Genomic DNA, 18,435 nt, shown 5'->3' with positions numbered 1-18,435 from the left:
ACTGGAAAAATAATGGAATCACTACAAATAAAAGTGGCTCAATTGCTTGAGCAACAACCGACTTTATTACCTGCTGCGATGGCAGAACTACTGGCAGTCACGGAGTTTGACATCATCAACTCATTACCCCAAGAGATGGTGGCGGTGGTTGACGGAGCTCAAGCACAAACGATTTTAGAAAGCCTGCCGGCTTGGGGGCCAGTCACGACTATTATGACGGTTGCAGGTTGTATTTTTGAAGTGAAAGCCCCCTTTCCAAAAGGGAAGTTGGCCCGAGGTTACTACAATTTAATGGGCCGAGAAGGGGAGCTGCATGGTCACCTTAAACTAGAAAACATTAGCCATGTTGCTTTAGTTAGCAAACCGTTTATGGGGCGAGAAAGCCATTACTTTGGTTTTTTCACTGCACAAGGCGAAAATGCGTTCAAGATTTATTTAGGGCGAGATGAAAAGCGTGAACTGCTTCCGGAGCAAGTGGCGCGCTTTAAAGCCATGCAGCAGCAACATCAACAATAATTATTGCCCACTTTATTTGATGGCGCCGTTGGTGAAGCGAGTTTGAGGCTGCCAAGATGCGCCGAATTGTCCACGAGTAAATGGCTATAGGTTAGGCGCGGCTTTCAAACTGTTTTGAGAATAACTCGAATAAAAATATCGTTGAGGAGAAAGTAAATGGATCAGCAAGTTAAACAAGAGCGTCTTCAAGGACGCCTAGAGCCAGAAATTAAAGAGTTTCGTCAAGAGCGTAAAACGCTGCAACTGGCCACTGTGGATGCACAAGGTCGCCCGAATGTTAGTTATGCCCCTTTTGTGCAAAACCAAGAAGGGTATTTTGTGCTGATTTCACAAATTGCTCGTCATGCGCGTAATCTTGAGGTGAATCCACAAGTCTCTATCATGATGATTGAAGATGAATCGGAAGCGAAGCAGCTTTTCGCGCGTAAACGCCTCACTTTCGATGCCGTTGCAAGCATTGTTGCTCGTGATAGCGAATTATGGTGCCAAGTGGTTGCGCAGATGGGCGACCGTTTCGGTGAGATCATTGATGGGTTAAGTCAGCTACAAGATTTCATTCTTTTCCGCTTACAGCCGGAACAAGGTTTGTTCGTGAAAGGTTTCGGTCAAGCTTACCAAGTTTCAGGTGATGATCTGGTTGATTTCATCCATCTACAAGAAGGCCATCGTAAAATCTCTAACGCTTAAACTTCAAAATGGGGTGTAAGTATGCCGGTTTAACCTAAGGCGTATTTGTGGCGTAATTCTAAAGATAAATCATGATTGAGCGGTTGAAAAATCAGCCGCTTAACTTCGGCTGCCAATCCGTCAAATGACGCTGCGCTAAAATCGTTCCCCGCTTTTTGAATAGAAATAATGTGACCATCTGCGCATAAAATTGTCATTTTCAATCCTCTTTCACCCAAGAACTGTTGTCTGATTAGCGCTCAGGATTGGCTTGCTCAATATCCATAGAAAAAAAGCGTAATTCGCCTACAAGTTTGCTGTACATCTTCTAAGCTGAAAGTAACAATAAAAATGTCATTATAAATGACCAAAATGTATTTTTTCCCTAGAAGGAACTTCCATGAAGATTAATACGACCATGAAACTTGTTTTCGCCGCCATAGGAATTGGCATTGCGGTGAGTATGGTGACCGTGTTTCAACTTGATAGCCTTGAGAAAGATGCGGATCGACTCGCGCAAATTCGTTATCAATCCTACCAAGCGGCTGATGAATTGCGTCAAAGCTCAGATGATTTGACTCGTCTTGGGCGTACATATGTGGTCACTGGCGATGACAAATACGAAAAAATGTATATGGATATTCTCGACATTCGTAACGGGAAAAAGCCTCGCCCGGAAAACTATCACACGATTTATTGGGATTTGGTGCTGCAATATGACCAGAAACCCAAGCCAGATGGTAATACGATCGCTCTGCAACAAATGATGAAAGATCTTGGTTTCACCGATAAAGAGTTTGCATTGCTTAAAGAAGCGCAAAATAACTCGGATGCTTTGGTGAATATGGAAGTCAAAGCCATGAATGCGGTAAAAGGCCTGTTTCCAGATGCCAGTGGCAATTACACGGTGAAAGGTGAACCCGATAAAAATATGGCGATTCAATTACTGCACAGTGATGAATACCACCGTGAAAAAGCCAAAATCATGGCACCGATTGACCGTTTTTTTGAAGAACTTGAAAATCGAACCGCGCAGCAATTTAACCAAGCAGCGGAGCAGGTAAAAAATGCGGTACTCGTTGGTAACATCTCTTTGATCCTTGTCGCGATTATTGCAATTGTGGGTTACGCCATCGTCAATCGTAAGATTGTTGCCCCCGTAGATCGCATGGCACTGATTCTACAAAAAGTAGACGACAACTCAGATCTCACTCTGCGTGTTGAAGATAAAAGTGATGATGAGCTTGGTGTGATTGGGCGTACGATCAACAAAGTGTTGACGAGTTACGGCACCACCATTAATAAGATTAACCAAGTGAACCACACCATTTCTTCTATCTCAGACACGATTCGCCGTATTACTGATCAAAACGTGAAAATGGCGAGCCAACAAGATCAAGAGTTGGAGATGGCGGCAACAGCAATGGAAGAGATGACTTCAGCTCTCTCCAGTGTTTCACAAAGTACCAATATGGCGGAAGAATACGCAGGCAGCGCCGAGAAAGAAGCGAACAACAGCAAACAAGTGTTTGAGAAAACCATTCGAGAATTTGCGGACCTAGATGGCGAATTCCAGAAAACATCCGAAATCATTCAACAATTGGCGACCGAATCGAATAACGTGGGCAATGTGTTGGATGTGATTAAAGCGATAGCTGAACAAACTAACCTACTGGCACTCAACGCGGCGATTGAAGCGGCTCGTGCGGGTGAGCAAGGCCGAGGTTTTGCGGTGGTGGCTGATGAAGTACGTTCTTTGGCGCAACGGACACAAGAGTCGACAGGTGAAATCGAAACCATGATTTCAATGCTGCAAGAAAAAGCAGAAATGTCGACCAAAACCATTCGTGTCAGTGCGGATAAAATGCAATCAACCCGAGGAAACATGGGCGTCGCCAATGATTCTCTCGTCGCGATTCAAGGCTCCGCAAAAGAGATCCACAAACTGAATACCTCAATTGCAGCGGCAACGGAAGAGCAGTTGGCGGTCAGTGATGAGATTTCAAGTAACCTCAGTACGATCAAAACATTGTCAGGTGAAATGAATCTTGCCATCAAACAACTTGGCCCAGTGGTGGTGGATTTGCAACATAACGTTGATGATCTCAATAGCGCGATAGCGCATATCCGCACCTAAATCAGCCCTGTAAGCTAGAAATGCCTTCGTATACGAAGGCATTTTTTTTGTGACCATCACAAAAATCAGCGTAAGGAATGATCAATACACGTCAAACGGCTTATAAGTGGGCAACAAACCGTGGTTATTAGTCATCGGATGGCTAGCCGAGCGCGAGGATTTCAGCCGCCGAGTTGGGTCGGTTCGCTTTTTTAACCGATGCCGCTATTCACTGGCAGTGCTTGATGATGGCACTTTCGCTTTAAGGTATATCGGCGATAGCAACCATTTATGTTCTACGCTTAAACAGCCATCAACGATAAGGAGTGCGTGATATGAAAGTGGTGATCGCCCCAGATTCCTTTAAAGAAAGCCTAACCGCAAAACAGGTGTGTGATGCGATTCAGGCGGGTCTTGCACGCGTGTGGAATGACGCCAAGTTTGTTGCAATTCCCGTTGCGGATGGTGGTGAAGGAACAGTGCAATCACTGGTGGATGCCACACAAGGACGCATCGTGGATGTCAACGTGATGGGGCCACAAGGTAAGCGAGTGGACGCTTTCTACGGGATATTGGGAGATAACCAGACTGCGGTGATCGAAATGGCGGCGGCAAGTGGTTTGCATCATGTACCCATCACGCAGCGCGATCCTAAACTAACCACCAGTTTTGGCACAGGCGAACTGATGGTTCACGCGCTGGATCAAGGCATCACTAAACTGATTATTGGATTAGGCGGTAGTGCTACCAATGATGGTGGGGTTGGAATGCTGGCTGCACTCGGTGCGCAATTTACCAATGCTGAGGGGGCGCCGATTCAACTGACTGGCGGAGGTTTACGGGAATTGTCCAACGTTGACTTGAGCCATTTCGATCCTCGTTTGCAGCACTGTGATTTGCTAGTGGCTTGTGATGTAAATAACCCTTTGTGCGGCCCCAAAGGCGCTTCAGCGGTGTTTGGCCCGCAGAAAGGAGCCAGCCCAGAGGATGTTCAATTATTGGATGATGCATTACAACGGTTTGGCTTGCTCTCGGAACAAGTTACGGGTAAAGCGGTGTTAAATAGCGCAGGTGCCGGCGCGGCCGGTGGCATGGGCGCAGCGCTGCTTGCTTATACGCATGCGACGTTACGTCCGGGAATTGAGATTGTTTTGGAAACCGTACAATTTGCCCATCAAGTCTGTGATGCCGATGTAGTGATCACGGGAGAAGGGCGAATCGATAGTCAAACGGTGCAGGGAAAGACTCCAATGGGGGTTGCCAAAGTGGCGAAACGGTTTGGTGTTCCCGTTATTGCGCTATGTGGGTGTACAGGGGATAACTATCAAGCGGCCTATCAATGTGGTATCGATGCCATCTTTGCGGCGGTGCCAAGAGCGATGTCGCTAGAAGAGGCGCTCATTGAGTCTGATGTTAACTTGGTCGATTTGGCGGAAAATGTCGCCAGATTGTGGGTGATCTCCCAATAAATTCGCAGGCAGACAAACGTCGTTTTTTTCTTTTCTGGCTTAAGCCATTCTTTTCTCAGTTTCTTGATCCCATGTTGAACACCTGTTTAGGTGGTTACGTATAACGAAAATAGTGATTTAGAAAGGACTCTCCTATGTCAAAATGGCTTCGCCTACTCCTACTTTGCACTCTGTTAGTTGGGTGTGGTACTAAGTTTGTTTATCATCACCTCGATTGGTTCGCGATTCACTACATCGAAGATTTTGTGGATCTTAATGAACAACAAAAGACGATGATAGAAGAGGTGATGCCAAGTCTTGTTGAATGGCATAAAGCCGAAGCGCTACCGAGCTACGTGAAGCAAGTTGATGAATTATTGGTCCTACCGCTACGTGAGGTGACGGTTGCGCAAATAGCTCAACACCAAGAGCGGGCTCGTGTTTACTATGAACAGTTGGTGAAAAAAGTGCTTCCCAACGTAGCGCAAGTCGCCGTTACGCTCAGTGAAAAACAAATCGACCAGTTCATGGAGTCGGTTTTGAAAAGACACGAAAAATTTGCGAAAAAATACCGTGATATGAATGACTCAGAATTACGTGAATTTTACCAAGAGAAAGTCACTGAGGACTTGGAAGAATGGTTGGGGCCGCTTACTTCAGAGCAAAAAGAGGTAGTCAAGGCGTGGAGTCTTAATATTCAATCCACGATCAGTGATTGGGTAGTGGTGCAGATGACGTTTCGTGAACAAATTCGAGCGTTGTTTGATAAACGTCAGCAACCTGAACAATTTCAGGCTCACCTTGATCAACTACTGTTGAACTCAGAATCGTATTACAGCCCGATATTAAAAGCTAAGCTTGCCTACAACCGTGAATTGGCTCAACGGTATTTGGTGGATATTTTGCGCATTAGCTCACCTAAGCAGGAGCAGCATTTCCGACAGGAATTACAAGACTGGAAAGAAATCGGTTTGGATCTTTTGGCGACAAATTAAGTAAAGGTGTGAACCCTCCGGTTGAAAAGCGCAAATCAAGCGAGTATTGGTTTCTCGTTTTACATGAGATACGCCTAATTGTTTGATATGGAACGAGTTGTCAGTAGCTTGTAGTGTGGGCGCTAGAGAGAGAAACAGCCAATAACCGATTGATTCAGTCTGATTCAATCACGTTGTTGGCTGTTTTTTATGTTGGTCTTACAGCGTTTTTAGCCACTGTTGCCACTCTTGTGGGCGGCCGTAGTAATGGCTTGGACTTAAGGTGTACCACTCGTTATTTTTTTCAATCGCGAGTGAAGGAAAACCACCTAAGCCAAGCTGCTGCATTAAGTTCTGAGTTTGAGCAACTTCGTGTTGCACTTGTGTGGCCGCTTGTAACATAGCGTTTTGCCATGCTTCAGGTGCGATCTCCAGTGCTTGTGCTAACTGCTGCAATACTTCTGCTTGTGTAACATCTAACCCTTGTTGGTAGTGGGCGCGCTGGATTGCTTTGAGCATATCAAAATCCTGCTTACCCGCTAGCCGAGTCGCCATGATGGCTTGAGCGGTTAAGTAAGAGTCAAGCACCAAAGGCTGACTACTGCGCACGCGCTCTAAATACGCCTCACCAAACTGTGCGCCGGTTTCACGCTGAATGCGTTGGTCGGCTTGTAAAATATGCGCTCGGAAGTCTGCTCGGATTTGCGCATTGTTCATCATGCCACCCGGATGCAGAACGAGTTCAGCGGTCGGATGTTGTGCTAAGGCTTCCATCAGTGAGGTGGCGCCGAAGCACCACCCACACATAGGGTCAAAAATGTAGTGAACCCTTACCATTTCATTTCACCAGTATGCACTTTCGCACCAATTTCAAGCGCCATAGGTAGACCTGCATCTGGGTAGATGTTGCTCATCTTTTCAATCAGTTGCGAACTATTTTTGCTAGAGGCTTTCGCTTTAGCAAAATCAGCCAGATACTGTTGTGAAAACGTAATTGCACTGCTATCCATCGCCGTACCTGAAGTCATATGCCCTGGAATGACTACTTTGGGCTTAAGCGCGGCCATCTCGTCGAGTTGTTCAGCCCACGCTTTGCGCTCACTGTCTGTTTGTGCATCGGCCATCCATAGATGAACGTTACCGTACACAGCCACATTCCCCAAGATTGCTGCATTGGCTGGGATCCACAAATAAGGACGATGTTTCAACTCACCTTCGGTACCACGAATTTCGATAGTTTGGCCATCAATTTCCAGTGTTTTGCCTTGATATGCGGTTGGCAGAACCGGTTTCACTGGCGCGTTGGCGCCCATTTTCGGTGCCCAGAAATCCAGCTTACTTTGCAGTTTCTGTTCGATTTTCGCTTTCACACCTGGGGTTGCAATCACTTCTGCTTGCGGGAACATCTGCTTTAACACTTCTGCACCAAAGTAGTAGTCTGGATCCGCTTGCGAAATGAAAATGGTTTTTAAGGTTTTACCTGAATCCAGCACTTTTGCGCCGATGCGCAGCGCATCTGCTTTGGTAAAGCCAGTATCCACCACCATCGCTTCGGTTTCACCATACACCACGGTTGCATTTACATGGAAACTGTTACCATCGGCGTTGTAGACATTTAAAGTCAGTGGGGTCGCAGCCATGGCTTGAGCTGATAAGGTCATGCTAGCAGCAAGTAGTTTAGTCAATGTGTTCATGTAAGACTCCGTTGTTGGGACGTTTGTTTTGTTGCGGTGAGTTTAAGCAAAGCATGGGGTTGGATATATAGCGACTTGGCAACAGGATTGTTTCATTGATTGAACTAATTGATGGGAAGGCTTGAGGATTAGTTTACTTTCTATCTCATCCTTAATTGAAATTGCCGCGGTGTTGACGAGGTTCGTTCACTCCAATCACCTCGTCTATTTATGAGCATAGGAATGAATTCATGTGCCGCCTAGTTACCATATGCTCTTTGTGGATATTGCGGAAAATAGAGATAAAAAAAGCACCCTAAGGTGCTTTTTTCTGGTGGCTTGAATTACAAACCGCCTTGTTCTTGTGCTTCTTTCACCATTTGTTGGCGCTGAGCTTCCATGTCAGATGCAACGTCACTGTCCTTATGTGTTGACTGTTCCAAAGCCTGTGGAACCAAAACATAGTACTTGTTGATTGTCATCATCGATTCTCTTAAAAGCGAAATGTGCAGAAAAAAATAGAGGATGTCGGCAAAACCGACATCCTCCCTGAACGGCGAAATTATAGGCTGATACGAAAGAAGTAGCTAGCCCTAATTTCATCCTTATCAGTATGACGCTTTCCTACTAGGGGTGATTACACGTCGTAAGTGGTAGACGCAGTATTACCGCCTGTACCCGTCCAGTTAGTGTGGAAGAACTCACCACGCGGACGATCGATACGCTCATAAGTGTGCGCACCAAAGTAATCACGCTGCGCTTGCAGCAGGTTCGCTGGTAGGCGAGCCGTGGTGTAACCATCAAGGAAGGTCAGTGCTGAAGTCGTACATGGCATTGGAATGCCCACTTCCAGTGACTTCGCTGCCACTTTACGCCATGCAGCCAGACAGTTGTCCAGAATACCTTTGAAGTACGCATCAGAACCTAAGAACGCCAGTTCTGGGTTCTTTTCAAACGCATCACGGATATTGCCTAGGAACGCAGAGCGGATAATACAACCACCACGCCACATAAGAGCCACGTTACCGTAGTTCAGGTTCCAACCATTCTCGTTTGATGCTTCACGCATCAGCATAAAGCCTTGTGCGTAAGAGATGATTTTTGAAGCTAGCAGAGCTTGACGCAGTGCATCAACCCAAACTTGTTTGTCACCTTCCACTTGCGTTTCAGTTTTGCCAAACAGTTTTTCTGCTTCAACACGTTGATCCTTCAGCGCAGACAGGCAGCGAGAGAACACAGATTCCGTGATCAGAGTCAGTGGGATACCCATGTCCAGTGCGTTGATGCCAGTCCATTTACCTGTGCCTTTTTGGCCAGCAGTATCGAGGATCTTTTCAACCAGTGCTTCACCATCTTCATCTTTGTAGCCAAGGATATCAGCGGTGATCTCAACCAAGTAGCTGTCTAGCTCAGTTTTGTTCCAGTCAGCAAACACGGCTTGCATTTCATCGGCCGACATTCCCAGACCATCTTTCATGAACTGGTACGCTTCAGTGATCAGCTGCATGTCACCGTATTCGATACCGTTGTGAACCATTTTCACGAAGTGACCTGCACCATCGTTGCCAACCCAGTCACAGCAAGGCTCACCAGCGTCAGTTTTTGCCGAAATGCCTTGGAAAATCGGTTTTACCGCTTCCCATGCTTCAGGCGCGCCACCCGGCATGATCGAAGGTCCGAAACGTGCGCCTTCTTCACCACCAGAAACACCCGTACCGATGAAGTGAATGCCTTTTTCACGCAGTGCTTTGACACGGCGGTTAGTATCAGGGAAGTTGGTGTTACCACCATCAATGATGATGTCGCCTTTGTCGAGCAGTGGAACCAGTTGCTCGATGAAGTCATCAACCACTTGACCTGCACGAACCATCAGCATCACTTTACGTGGTGTCGCCAGTTTATCGACCAGCTCTTGCAGCGTATAAGCGCCAACAATGTTAGTGCCTTTGGCTGGGCCTTCTAGGAACTCGTCCACTTTAGCCGCGGTACGGTTGTGTGCCACCACGTTGAAGCCGTGGTCGTTCATGTTGAGGATCAGGTTTTGGCCCATGACTGCAAGGCCGATTACACCGATATCACCTTTCATTTATTGCTCTCCTTCACGCAATCTTTGCTGCGGCGTCTGAATCTAAGTACCACTCGGTCACTCCGGAAGTGGAGTGAATTTTGGCTGCCGGATAAGGCAGTTGCTCGGCTGGAGTGGTGTGAATTTGTTCTACGATCTCGGTTTTACCTGCGCCAAGAACGAGATAACTGATGCGTTTTGCGGCTTGCAGCACTTTCGCGGTTTTTGAAACGCGTAATTGCCCAGATACCGGATGACTTGCCACCACCGAAAGATTGGCGTCTGCATAGTCAGTTTGCCCTGGGAACAGGGATGCAGTATGACCATCGGCACCGACACCGAGTAGAATCCAATCAAACACAGGCGTGCCGTTTTCGGTTGGGATCACATGCGCCATCGCTTGAGCAAAACGTTCTGCTTCAGCTTGTGGCTCGTTTTCACCCAGAATGCGGTGAATGTTCTGCGCTGGCATGTTGATTTTGCTAAACAGCAGTGCATTAGCTTCACCGTAGTTGCTTTCTGCGTCATCCGGTGCCACACAGCGCTCATCACCCCACCAGAAATGCAGGTTTTGCCACTGAATGTCGTTCGCGTAAGGCTGGCTTGCCAAAAGCTTAAACAGCATTTTTGGCGTGCTGCCGCCAGACAGGGAAATGTGTACTGGCTGACCTTGCTGGCTGTACACCAACATATCGTCGGCAAGGCTTTTCACCACGGCATCCGCAGTTGGGAAAATTTTATGGTTGATCATAATTCGCAGTAATCCGTGTTAGTGAGGTTTTTACAAGGGAAGCGCCACTCACGGCCGTCACGGCGCAGCAAGTCATCCGACTCTTTCGGCCCCCAAGTGCCACAGGCGTAGCCATACAGCGATTGCGGATCTTGTTTGAAATCAAGGATCGGCTGCACAAACTTCCAACAAGCTTCTACCGCATCAGTACGGGCAAACAGTGTCGCGTCACCATTGAGCGCATCCAGCAGCAAACGCTCATAAGCGGTCAGCATTTTGATTTGCTCAAGTGAGGCGTAGTGGAAATTCATCGACACTTCTTTGGCTTTGAAACCTGCGCCCGGCTCTTTCAAACCGAAGCTCATCAGAATGCCTTCATCAGGCTGAATACGGATGATCAGCTTGTTCTCTGGCGCATTTTGCCCAAAGACAGGATGCGGTGTGCGCTTAAAGTGAATGACCACTTCGGTGACACGCGTTGGTAAACGTTTACCGCTGCGCACATAGAATGGCACACCATTCCAACGCCAGTTATTGATGAACATCTTCAGCGCAACGTAAGTTTCGGTGCGTGAATCAGTGGCCACGCCCGGCTCATTACGGTAGCTGGGTAAAAACTGTCCACGCACTTCCGATTCGGTGTATTGACCGAGCACCAGATTGTTGCGCAGATCAGATTCAGAAAGTGGTTGTAGGCTTTGCAGTACCTTGTTCACTTCGTTACGAATGGAATCCGCGTTGATCGCCGCAGGCGGTTCCATGCCCACCATCGCCAGCACTTGCAGCAGGTGGTTTTGGAACATGTCGCGTACCGCACCAGAACCATCGTAATAACCGCCGCGCTCTTCCACACCTAGGAATTCTGCGCCTGTGATTTCTACGTAATCAATAAAGTTACGATTCCACAATGGCTCAAACATGCCGTTGGCAAAGCGGAACACCAGCAGGTTTTGCACGGTTTCTTTACCAAGGTAGTGGTCGATACGGTAGATCTGATGCTCTTTGAAGTGGTGGTGGATTTCCACATCCAGATCTTGTGCAGATTGCAGATCGTAACCAAAAGGTTTTTCGATGATCAGACGCTTCCAGCCTTGGCTCTCATCGTTGAGGCCATGTGCCGCAAGGCAAGCTGGGATCACGCCATACAAGCTTGGTGGTGTCGCGAGATAGAACAACGTATTACGCTGCTCAAACTGATAATCGTTAGCCAGTGTATCAAGGCGGGTCGCTAAGTGCTGATAATCAGCCACTTCGGCGGTGTTCAGCGCTTGATAATGCACATGCTGCATAAAGGCTTCGAGAGCGGTTGGTTCGGTTTTTTCCAGCTCTTGCAGAGAGCGCTTTAGCTTCTCGCGGTAGGATTCATCACTGTACTCAGTACGGCTCACACCCAAAATCGCAAACGATTTTGGCAGCTGTTGACTGGCATAGAGGTGATACAACGCAGGAATAAGCTTACGGTACGTCAAATCTCCCGAAGCACCGAAAATTACGATGCTGCTGTTTTCAGGTATTACCATCATCTTTCCTTTAGAAACGAGGTACTCCCTTGATTTTGCAGTGAATCAATATCCATACTCACTGGAAAACCTTTGGGTATTGTTAGCATGCGCCAACCCTAGCAGCGCAATACACAAATCAAAAACCGATCTTGCCTATAGGTTTAATAGGAAAAATCAATCGGCGGGGAGGCACTGGTGCTAGCGAAACTCATCCCCGACTCGGGGGCGTATTGTCTACGACTCTTTGACATACATCAACTATTGATAACGCAATCGATTGAATTGTGACACGTTAAAATGTTAACCATCAGTTTTTAAAAGGAAAAATGAGAAAGGCGTCAATGCGCCTTTCTGCCGTGATGTTCTAGTAATCTTCCCGCAAATACGCCAGCACTTTTTGAATATGCTCTTGAGTATCGACAACGCTATTTTGATACTGCTCCGCCGAAAGAAATTGCTCTGCGTAAGTTTGATGAAGGTTGTGCTGCAAAAACAGCAGATAGAGTTTAGGGTCGATGTGCCCGCTGGTGGCCATATCGGTCATGATGGTAATGCACTCTTGCAAGCTTTTGGCTTTTTTGTAGGGACGATCGCTGGAGGTCAGGGCTTCAAACACATCGGCAATCGCCATAACTCTAGCTGGAATAGAAAGCTGAGAGGCATCCAAGCCTCGGGGGTAGCCTTGGCCATCCATGCGTTCATGATGACCGCCGGCAATTTCCGGTACGCCTTGTAAATGTTTTGGATAGGGGAGGCGTTGCAGCATCAAAATGGTTTGCACAATATGATCATTAATCATAAAGCGATCTTCTGCGGTGAGTGTACCGCGTTTGACTTTCAGGTTATGCAGCTCTCCTCGGTTGTATTGGAGTGCGGGCGGTTTGAGACAAAATTCTTCCTGCCACATCTCTTGCGGGGTTTTGCCTTGTGGCCACTCGAATTGATGTACGAGTTTATCGGCCAGTAAGGGCTCCCATACCGGCAAGGAGGAAGAGGGGGCTGCGCGACATTTCTCAATCCAAGAGATACCAATTTGATCGTCTAATGTCCGCTTCCATTGCCGCTGAGCAATCTGCTCAAGTCGTTCTATATCGGCATCACTCATCCCTTCACTGCCTAAATTGCATTGAGCAACAAAAGCAAATTCTGCATCCAATTGTTGATGTTGAGCTTTCAATGCTTGCTCTGCTTGAATCCGGTCTCCCCCTTGAGCGCAAGTTTGCCAGTAGTCGCGTTCGGCTTGCATTTTTAGAAGCTCAAAACGCATACGAACTTCGTGAATTCGATCATAAATCGTTTCCAGTTTGGTGGCTTTGTCGACCACAAATTCTGGTGTGGTGACTTTACCGCAATCGTGTAGCCAAGCCGCGAGTGTTAACTCCTCCCATTGCTCGGCATTCATCGTAAATTCTGGGAAATAGCGTTTATCTTTGGCAGCGGCTTCGGCTAACAAGCGAGTCAATTCCGGAACGCGTTGGCAATGGCCTCCAGTATAGGGGGATTTGGTATCAATCGCAGATGCTATCAACTCAACAAACGCTTTCAGCATCTCTTTTTGCTGTTGAATCTTATCAATGTTGTCTTTGGCTATTTCGGCAAAACTGAGTAGCTCACGCAGAAAGGCGTGCTTGTCAATTTGAGCTTCTTCTACCGCTCGTTCATAACCTAAACAGACAATACCCACTAACTGGCGATCGCGGTTGAGCAGCGGAAAAAAGTACAAATCAGAGTTGTAAAGCTGGTCGAGATAAGCGCGCAGAATATTGTCTTGTCGATTGAGGTGGATGGTTTCCCCTTTACGCAATTCGGCTAGAAGCCATGGGCTACTATTGAGCAACTGATTGATATCGATCTTAAATGGAATAATCGCATGGTTGGCCGCGACAGAAAAATCATGCCCTTCTTGATCAAGGACATACAGAAGAATCGTTTCTGCTTTCGTGATGACATAACTCTGGTGAGCAATGGTTTTAGCTAATTGAGAGAAATCTTGGTTGTTGGTGGTTTCGCGCAGTAAACGAAGCAAATCGTGCAACGCATGTTCCATCAATTGGATGGATTGGCTTAAGTTGCCCACCTCAGTAATTAACGTTTGCGGGTAGCGTGTCTTTTTGAAGTTGAAACGCGCGATGTTATCGGTGAGTTGAATAAGATTATGCATCGGGCTAGAGAGACGTTTTGCTACCCAAATCACCACAGGGAAGCAAAGCAGCAGCAATACAATGGCACTGGTGATTTGTCGATTTCGTAAAGTGATTAAATCTGCCAACAACTCCTCTTTTGGGGTGGCTTGCGCTAAAAAAAGATTGAGTTGCTGATTGAGTTTGACTGGGGTGAGCGTGGTCACCCAATCTTTACCTTGACTATGGGGTGTGTCGTATTGGGGTTGGCTACTGATGCGATTCATGACCGACGCGAAGGGCGTGTCGCCATTGAGCAATGATTGTTTAATTTGCTCCGGCTTGTTGCGTAAATTGAGCCCAGAATTATGCTCAGCCAATGGGCGTAGCTGTTGATCTAGCAAGATCAATTGTGAGTGGTCGGAAAATCCAAGTTTGCCCAGTTCGTTTGAGAGAGCTTTGAGGGTTAAATCGGCACCTACGACCTGTTTACCATTAAACGAGCGACGAGACAGCGTTAAGCCATAAGTTTGTAGGGTAAAAAACAGATAGGGTTCGGTGAGTCGGACAATGCCATCATTCTCCGCATTCAAATACCAAGGGCGTACTCTTGGATCAAAAAAATGGGCGACTTCTTTGTATTGACCCACCAACTTCATGTCTTGATTGAGAAAATAGATATCATTTGTGCCAGAAGTATTGCTGTAGTTCATCCACAATACCGCATCATCTGGTGCCGCGAAGGTGACGCGATCCGCCCGACTGAGCAGCGGTCGAAACATAAAAAACTGCCCAGTTTCATTAGCAAAATAGAGCGCGTTAAGATTCGCAGATTGTTGAAAGGCGCGAACGATCGATGTTAACCAGCGCAGCTCATGCAGTGGTGGTGTGGTGTTTTCGATAAAAGTGCTGGTGGCGAGAAAATCAAGCGTGGTCAAAATTGGTGCCACATTTTGTGTGAACACGGTTTCGAGTTTTTGGCTATTTTCATGCGCCAAGGTTTTCGCACTACCGGCTAAAAGCTGCTGAGAACTGTGGTAACTGATGGCAATCAACACACTGCCGATAAACAAGATCAGAATAAAAAATAAGCTGCTGATGTGAATAGAAAGAGAATAGCGACGCTTTTTCATAATGTTACCTAAGCCAAATAACATAATTAAGTATTGTCTATCCTCGCTAGGTTGCAAAAAAATCAGCCTATTTAATGTGTTCGCTCTTACTGCGGTAGAGTACCGAACGGGAATCTGTAGAGCGCGATAGTCGTGGTTCAAAGCCGTGATATGAACGATTCAACATAGCAACCCTAAGGGTTGGCTGCTACACTGGCCGACAATGCGTTTGGAAGGACTGTTGAAATGAAATTAGCCGTAGATACTCACACTCACACTTACGCCAGTGGCCATGCTTACAGCACTCTGATTGAAAATGCGCGCGCTGCTAAACAAAATGGTTTGACGCTGTTTTGTACCACTGATCACGCCGAATCTATGCCTGGAGCGCCGCATTACTGGTTTTTCTCCAACCAGCGCATTTTGCCCCGTTTTCTGGAGGGCGTTGGCGTGATCCGCGGTGTAGAGGCCAACATCCTCAATCCGCAAGGTGAGATTGATTTGCACCCAAGCGTTGACCAGAACTTAGATTGGGTGATTGGCAGTTTCCACGAACCAGTATTTCATCCCGCCGATAAAGCAGCGCACACCCAAGCCTTGATTGAAACCATCAAAGGTGGCCGAGTGGATGCGCTAGGGCATCTGGGTAACCCGCATTTTGATTTCGACTTTGAACAGGTGATTGCCTGTGCCAAAGCGCATAATGTGGCGATTGAAATCAACAACAGCACTTTAAAAGGGCATAGTCGAGTGGGCAGTATTGATCGTTGTTACGAGATTGCCCGTGTCGCGAAATCGCTCGATGCCTACATCACCACTGGCAGTGATGCCCATTTTTGTCTGGATATCGGCGGTTTATCGCTAGCCAGTCAATTGATTGATGAAGTGGGCATTAACCCGCAACGCGTTATCACTCATACCGCGCGTCAGTTCCTCGATTTTCTTGAGTTGCGTGGTCGCCAGCCGATTGAAGAGTTTGTCGGTGTACTTTAATTTTGCAACAAAACCAAGCTCACTTTTGTCGGCAGAATGGCGTACAATTCCACTCCCTTCAAAAGTGAGTAGAAAAATGAAAAAAACACTGATTCTAGCGGCAGCATTGCTCGCCACTCCGGTTTTTGCTGCAGGGCAAGATCTTAAATCGATCATGCAAGACATGAAACTGGCGTTTAAACAAGCCGCAGAAGCCCAAACCGTCGAAGCAATGCAAGTTCCTGTGACCACATTGGAAGGCTTAGTTGAGCAAGCGAAACAGAGATCATACCCCGCAGAAAAGGAAGCGACTTATCAAGAAGGTTTCCACAAACTCGATGTAACACTGGGGCAAGTCGAAGCGCATTTGCAAGCCGGTGAGCTTGAAGCCGCGAAAGCGAGCCTAAAAACCGTTGATGATCTGCGTGTTGAATACCATGACAAGCGTAATCCCAGTATCTGGAAACGTCTGTTTGGCTAATCTTCTCTCCCTTCCGGTTTGCGGTTTCACGTAAAACTGGAAGGGAATAATAATGTTTTAGATGTAAGCAATCCTCAGTTTTTGTTAAAACTTGGGTGTAACACACTGTTATGGTTATCACTAACGGTTATAGTAGTGAGTAATCCATAAAGAGTGTTGTTATGAACCCGCAACGTGCTTTTCACCGTTTGATGCTGAAACTCAGCCTGCTTAGCTGGCTGCTGGTTTCGCTCATGCCTGTGCTGAATGCGCATGGTAATGCGGCGGGTGTTTGGGCAACACTCTGTACCATCAATGGTTTTGAACTGGTTAAAATTGAAGATGGCAAACCGCAAACTCAACACAGTAAACCGTGTCCGTTTGCCCATTTCTCCAACTTTCATCACACCGAACTTCCAACCACACGACTTCCAATTCGACAAACGACGGCGCAAGTAGATGGTTACACTTTTTTGGCTCTAAGTGTCCGTTTTGAAAGTGCTGTCCCGCGTGCTCCGCCTTTGGCTTAACTGAATTCATTCCCCAATAACAATAAATCTATTTAGTAAAGTCACACGCTCATATCCCATTTGGTTTCTCGACCGAAGGGATAATTTGCGTTTAAAAAAGGAAGAAATACGTTGAGTACCGTTACTACACCTCAACCGACGGCGGCTGCGCGTCGTAAAACCCTCTATTTTCTCACTTGGCGTTGGCATTTTTATGCGGGCCTGTTTGTGGTGCCTTTTATGTTGATGTTGGCACTGACGGGCTTAGTCATGTTGTTTGATGATGAAATTGAACAAGCTCGCTACGCCGAGGTATTAAACGTTACACCACAAGCGCAGGTTATGCCTGTTTCTCAGCAGCTTGCGGCAGTACAAAAGGCGTATCCAGAAGCGCAAGTTACCCAGTTTATTCCTGCGCCTCAGCCGAATTTAGCTAACCGTTTTTCTGTACTGTTTAGCGATGGTTCAACCCAATTTGTCACGGTTAACCCGTATAGTGCGGTAGTTCTGGGCACCATTGACCGTAGCGAAAGCTGGTATGAATGGGCGAACAGCATTCACGGTACCTTATTGATTGGCGATTGGGGCGACTATTTGATTGAAGTCGCGGCGAGCTTGGGGATGATTTTATTGGTGAGTGGCATCTACTTATGGTTGCCGCTGGATAATGCGCGTAAAGCGGGGTTTCTCAAAATCCGAGTGGGCAGTGGGGCGCGATTGTTCTGGCGTGATCTGCACGCTAACTTAGGCGGCATGCTTTCATTAGTGCTGCTGTTTTTCCTGATTTCCGGTCTTTCTTGGGCGGGCATTTGGGGCGGAAAATTGGTGCAGGCATGGAATACGTTCCCGACTTACTACACTTGGGGAGAAAAGCCACAATCAGTACTGACGCATGCGGACTTAAACCACGGCTCAGAAAAAGAGATGCCTTGGAACTTAGAGCAAACACCAGTACCACAATCGCATCATCATGGGGGTGAGCATGAAATGGTTGCGGTTAATCCTCAATTCGGTATCGATCAAGTGATCGCTCAGGCCAAGGCGCTCGGTTTTACGCAGTACCGCGTTGCTTTTCCGCGTGGGGAAACGGGCGTGTATACCGTTTCTGCTAATACCATGGCGGGTGATATTGTCGATCCACGTGATGATCGCACCGCGCATTTTGACCAATATTCTGGTGCGTTACTCACCGAGGTCACTTGGCAAGATTATTCGCCATTTGCCAAAGCGATGGCGGCGGGGATTTCGCTACATCAAGGCGATCTGAGTGTATGGAACAAAATAGCCAACATACTGTTTTGCCTCGCTTTCATTCTTATCTCTATCACGGGTGTGGTGATGTGGTGGCTGCGCCGCCCAACTGGTCAAGCTCGGTTAGGTGTTCCGCCACGTTTTGAACAAGATGGGATCTGGAAAGCAGGCTTAGTCACGTTACTGGTGATTGGCGTAGCATTCCCACTGGCGGGAGCGACGATTGTGTTGGCTTTGCTGCTTGATGGGTTACTGGTGAGTCGTATTGCTAAGCTGAAAATCGCTTTCAGTTAAGTGCAAAAGTAGGAAAGAAAATAGAGG

General features: G+C 47.1%; 17 protein-coding genes. 9 read left to right on the top strand and 8 right to left on the bottom strand.

All coding sequences use genetic code 11. The features are described from left to right. Positions 1-12: 12 nt before the first annotated feature. Positions 13-516 (top strand): heme utilization cystosolic carrier protein HutX, encoded by a 504-nt coding sequence (gene hutX / locus MKA69_RS17850; protein WP_305848606.1) that lies wholly within the window; start codon positions 13-15, stop codon positions 514-516. 156 nt (positions 517-672) lie between these two features. Next, positions 673-1,203, top strand: coding sequence for a heme utilization protein HutZ (gene hutZ / locus MKA69_RS17845; RefSeq protein ID WP_055031437.1), 531 nt, complete (start codon positions 673-675; stop codon positions 1,201-1,203). A 29-nt stretch (positions 1,204-1,232) separates the two neighbouring features. Here the strand turns inward: hutZ and MKA69_RS17840 are convergent, their stop codons facing one another. Next, a complete protein-coding gene (locus MKA69_RS17840) occupies positions 1,233-1,400 on the bottom strand; it encodes a hypothetical protein (protein ID WP_009355648.1) in 168 nt (55 codons plus the stop codon). A 182-nt stretch (positions 1,401-1,582) separates the two neighbouring features. On the opposite strand from MKA69_RS17840, the gene MKA69_RS17835 reads away from it, so the two are divergent. From MKA69_RS17835 to MKA69_RS17825, 3 genes are all read left to right on the top strand, one after another. Further along, positions 1,583-3,319 carry a methyl-accepting chemotaxis protein gene (locus MKA69_RS17835; protein WP_305848605.1) on the top strand — a complete coding sequence of 579 codons (1,737 nt, stop codon included), beginning with the start codon at positions 1,583-1,585 and terminating at the stop codon, positions 3,317-3,319. Positions 3,320-3,633: 314 nt separating this feature from the next. Further along, positions 3,634-4,767 carry a glycerate kinase gene (locus MKA69_RS17830; protein WP_305848604.1) on the top strand — a complete coding sequence of 378 codons (1,134 nt, stop codon included), beginning with the start codon at positions 3,634-3,636 and terminating at the stop codon, positions 4,765-4,767. 134 nt (positions 4,768-4,901) lie between these two features. After that, the gene (locus MKA69_RS17825) at positions 4,902-5,741 is read left to right on the top strand and encodes a DUF6279 family lipoprotein (RefSeq protein WP_055035313.1); all 840 of its coding nucleotides are present in this window, start codon (positions 4,902-4,904) and stop codon (positions 5,739-5,741) included. A 198-nt stretch (positions 5,742-5,939) separates the two neighbouring features. Here the strand turns inward: MKA69_RS17825 and MKA69_RS17820 are convergent, their stop codons facing one another. The 7 genes from MKA69_RS17820 to MKA69_RS17790 form a co-directional block, all read right to left on the bottom strand. Continuing rightward, positions 5,940-6,557, bottom strand: a complete 618-nt coding sequence (locus MKA69_RS17820) for a DsbA family protein (RefSeq protein WP_095456514.1) — start codon at positions 6,555-6,557, stop codon at positions 5,940-5,942. Next, the gene (locus MKA69_RS17815) at positions 6,551-7,414 is read right to left on the bottom strand and encodes an MBL fold metallo-hydrolase (protein ID WP_305848603.1); all 864 of its coding nucleotides are present in this window, start codon (positions 7,412-7,414) and stop codon (positions 6,551-6,553) included. The genes MKA69_RS17820 and MKA69_RS17815 overlap by 7 nt, the downstream gene beginning before the upstream one ends. 323 nt (positions 7,415-7,737) lie before the next feature. Further along, positions 7,738-7,878, bottom strand: a complete 141-nt coding sequence (locus MKA69_RS17810; protein ID WP_000988285.1) for a hypothetical protein — start codon at positions 7,876-7,878, stop codon at positions 7,738-7,740. 152 nt (positions 7,879-8,030) lie between these two features. Then, positions 8,031-9,479: a decarboxylating NADP(+)-dependent phosphogluconate dehydrogenase gene (gnd, locus tag MKA69_RS17805; RefSeq protein WP_305848602.1), complete on the bottom strand. Its 1,449-nt coding sequence runs from the start codon at positions 9,477-9,479 to the stop codon at positions 8,031-8,033. A 13-nt stretch (positions 9,480-9,492) separates the two neighbouring features. Further along, positions 9,493-10,209 carry a 6-phosphogluconolactonase gene (gene pgl, locus MKA69_RS17800; RefSeq protein ID WP_305848601.1) on the bottom strand — a complete coding sequence of 239 codons (717 nt, stop codon included), beginning with the start codon at positions 10,207-10,209 and terminating at the stop codon, positions 9,493-9,495. Next, positions 10,206-11,708: a glucose-6-phosphate dehydrogenase gene (gene zwf / locus MKA69_RS17795; RefSeq protein ID WP_305848653.1), complete on the bottom strand. Its 1,503-nt coding sequence runs from the start codon at positions 11,706-11,708 to the stop codon at positions 10,206-10,208. The genes pgl and zwf overlap by 4 nt, the downstream gene beginning before the upstream one ends. Positions 11,709-12,054: 346 nt before the next feature. Next, a complete protein-coding gene (locus tag MKA69_RS17790) occupies positions 12,055-14,943 on the bottom strand; it encodes an HD domain-containing phosphohydrolase (RefSeq protein WP_305848600.1) in 2,889 nt (962 codons plus the stop codon). Positions 14,944-15,168: 225 nt separating this feature from the next. Between MKA69_RS17790 and MKA69_RS17785 the strand changes: the two genes are divergently transcribed. The 4 genes from MKA69_RS17785 (at position 15,169) to MKA69_RS17770 (ending at position 18,408) form a co-directional block, all read left to right on the top strand. Continuing rightward, the gene (locus MKA69_RS17785) at positions 15,169-15,915 is read left to right on the top strand and encodes a phosphatase (RefSeq protein ID WP_305848599.1); all 747 of its coding nucleotides are present in this window, start codon (positions 15,169-15,171) and stop codon (positions 15,913-15,915) included. Positions 15,916-15,991: 76 nt separating this feature from the next. Next, on the top strand, positions 15,992-16,375 hold the full coding sequence (locus MKA69_RS17780) for a cytochrome b562 (protein WP_305848598.1): 384 nt from the start codon (positions 15,992-15,994) through the stop codon (positions 16,373-16,375). A gap of 161 nt (positions 16,376-16,536) precedes the next feature. Continuing rightward, the gene (locus tag MKA69_RS17775) at positions 16,537-16,884 is read left to right on the top strand and encodes a hypothetical protein (protein ID WP_001069519.1); all 348 of its coding nucleotides are present in this window, start codon (positions 16,537-16,539) and stop codon (positions 16,882-16,884) included. A 111-nt stretch (positions 16,885-16,995) separates the two neighbouring features. Next, complete coding sequence (locus MKA69_RS17770; RefSeq protein ID WP_305848597.1) at positions 16,996-18,408, top strand: PepSY domain-containing protein; 1,413 nt, start codon at positions 16,996-16,998, stop codon at positions 18,406-18,408. Positions 18,409-18,435 lie beyond the last annotated feature (27 nt).

It is taken from the genome of Vibrio sp. AH4, assembly GCF_030710545.1.
GTDB lineage: Bacteria > Pseudomonadota > Gammaproteobacteria > Enterobacterales > Vibrionaceae > Vibrio > Vibrio metoecus.
The sequence above is the reverse complement of the archived record's forward strand: the minus strand, read 5'-3'. Positions and strand labels throughout refer to the sequence as shown.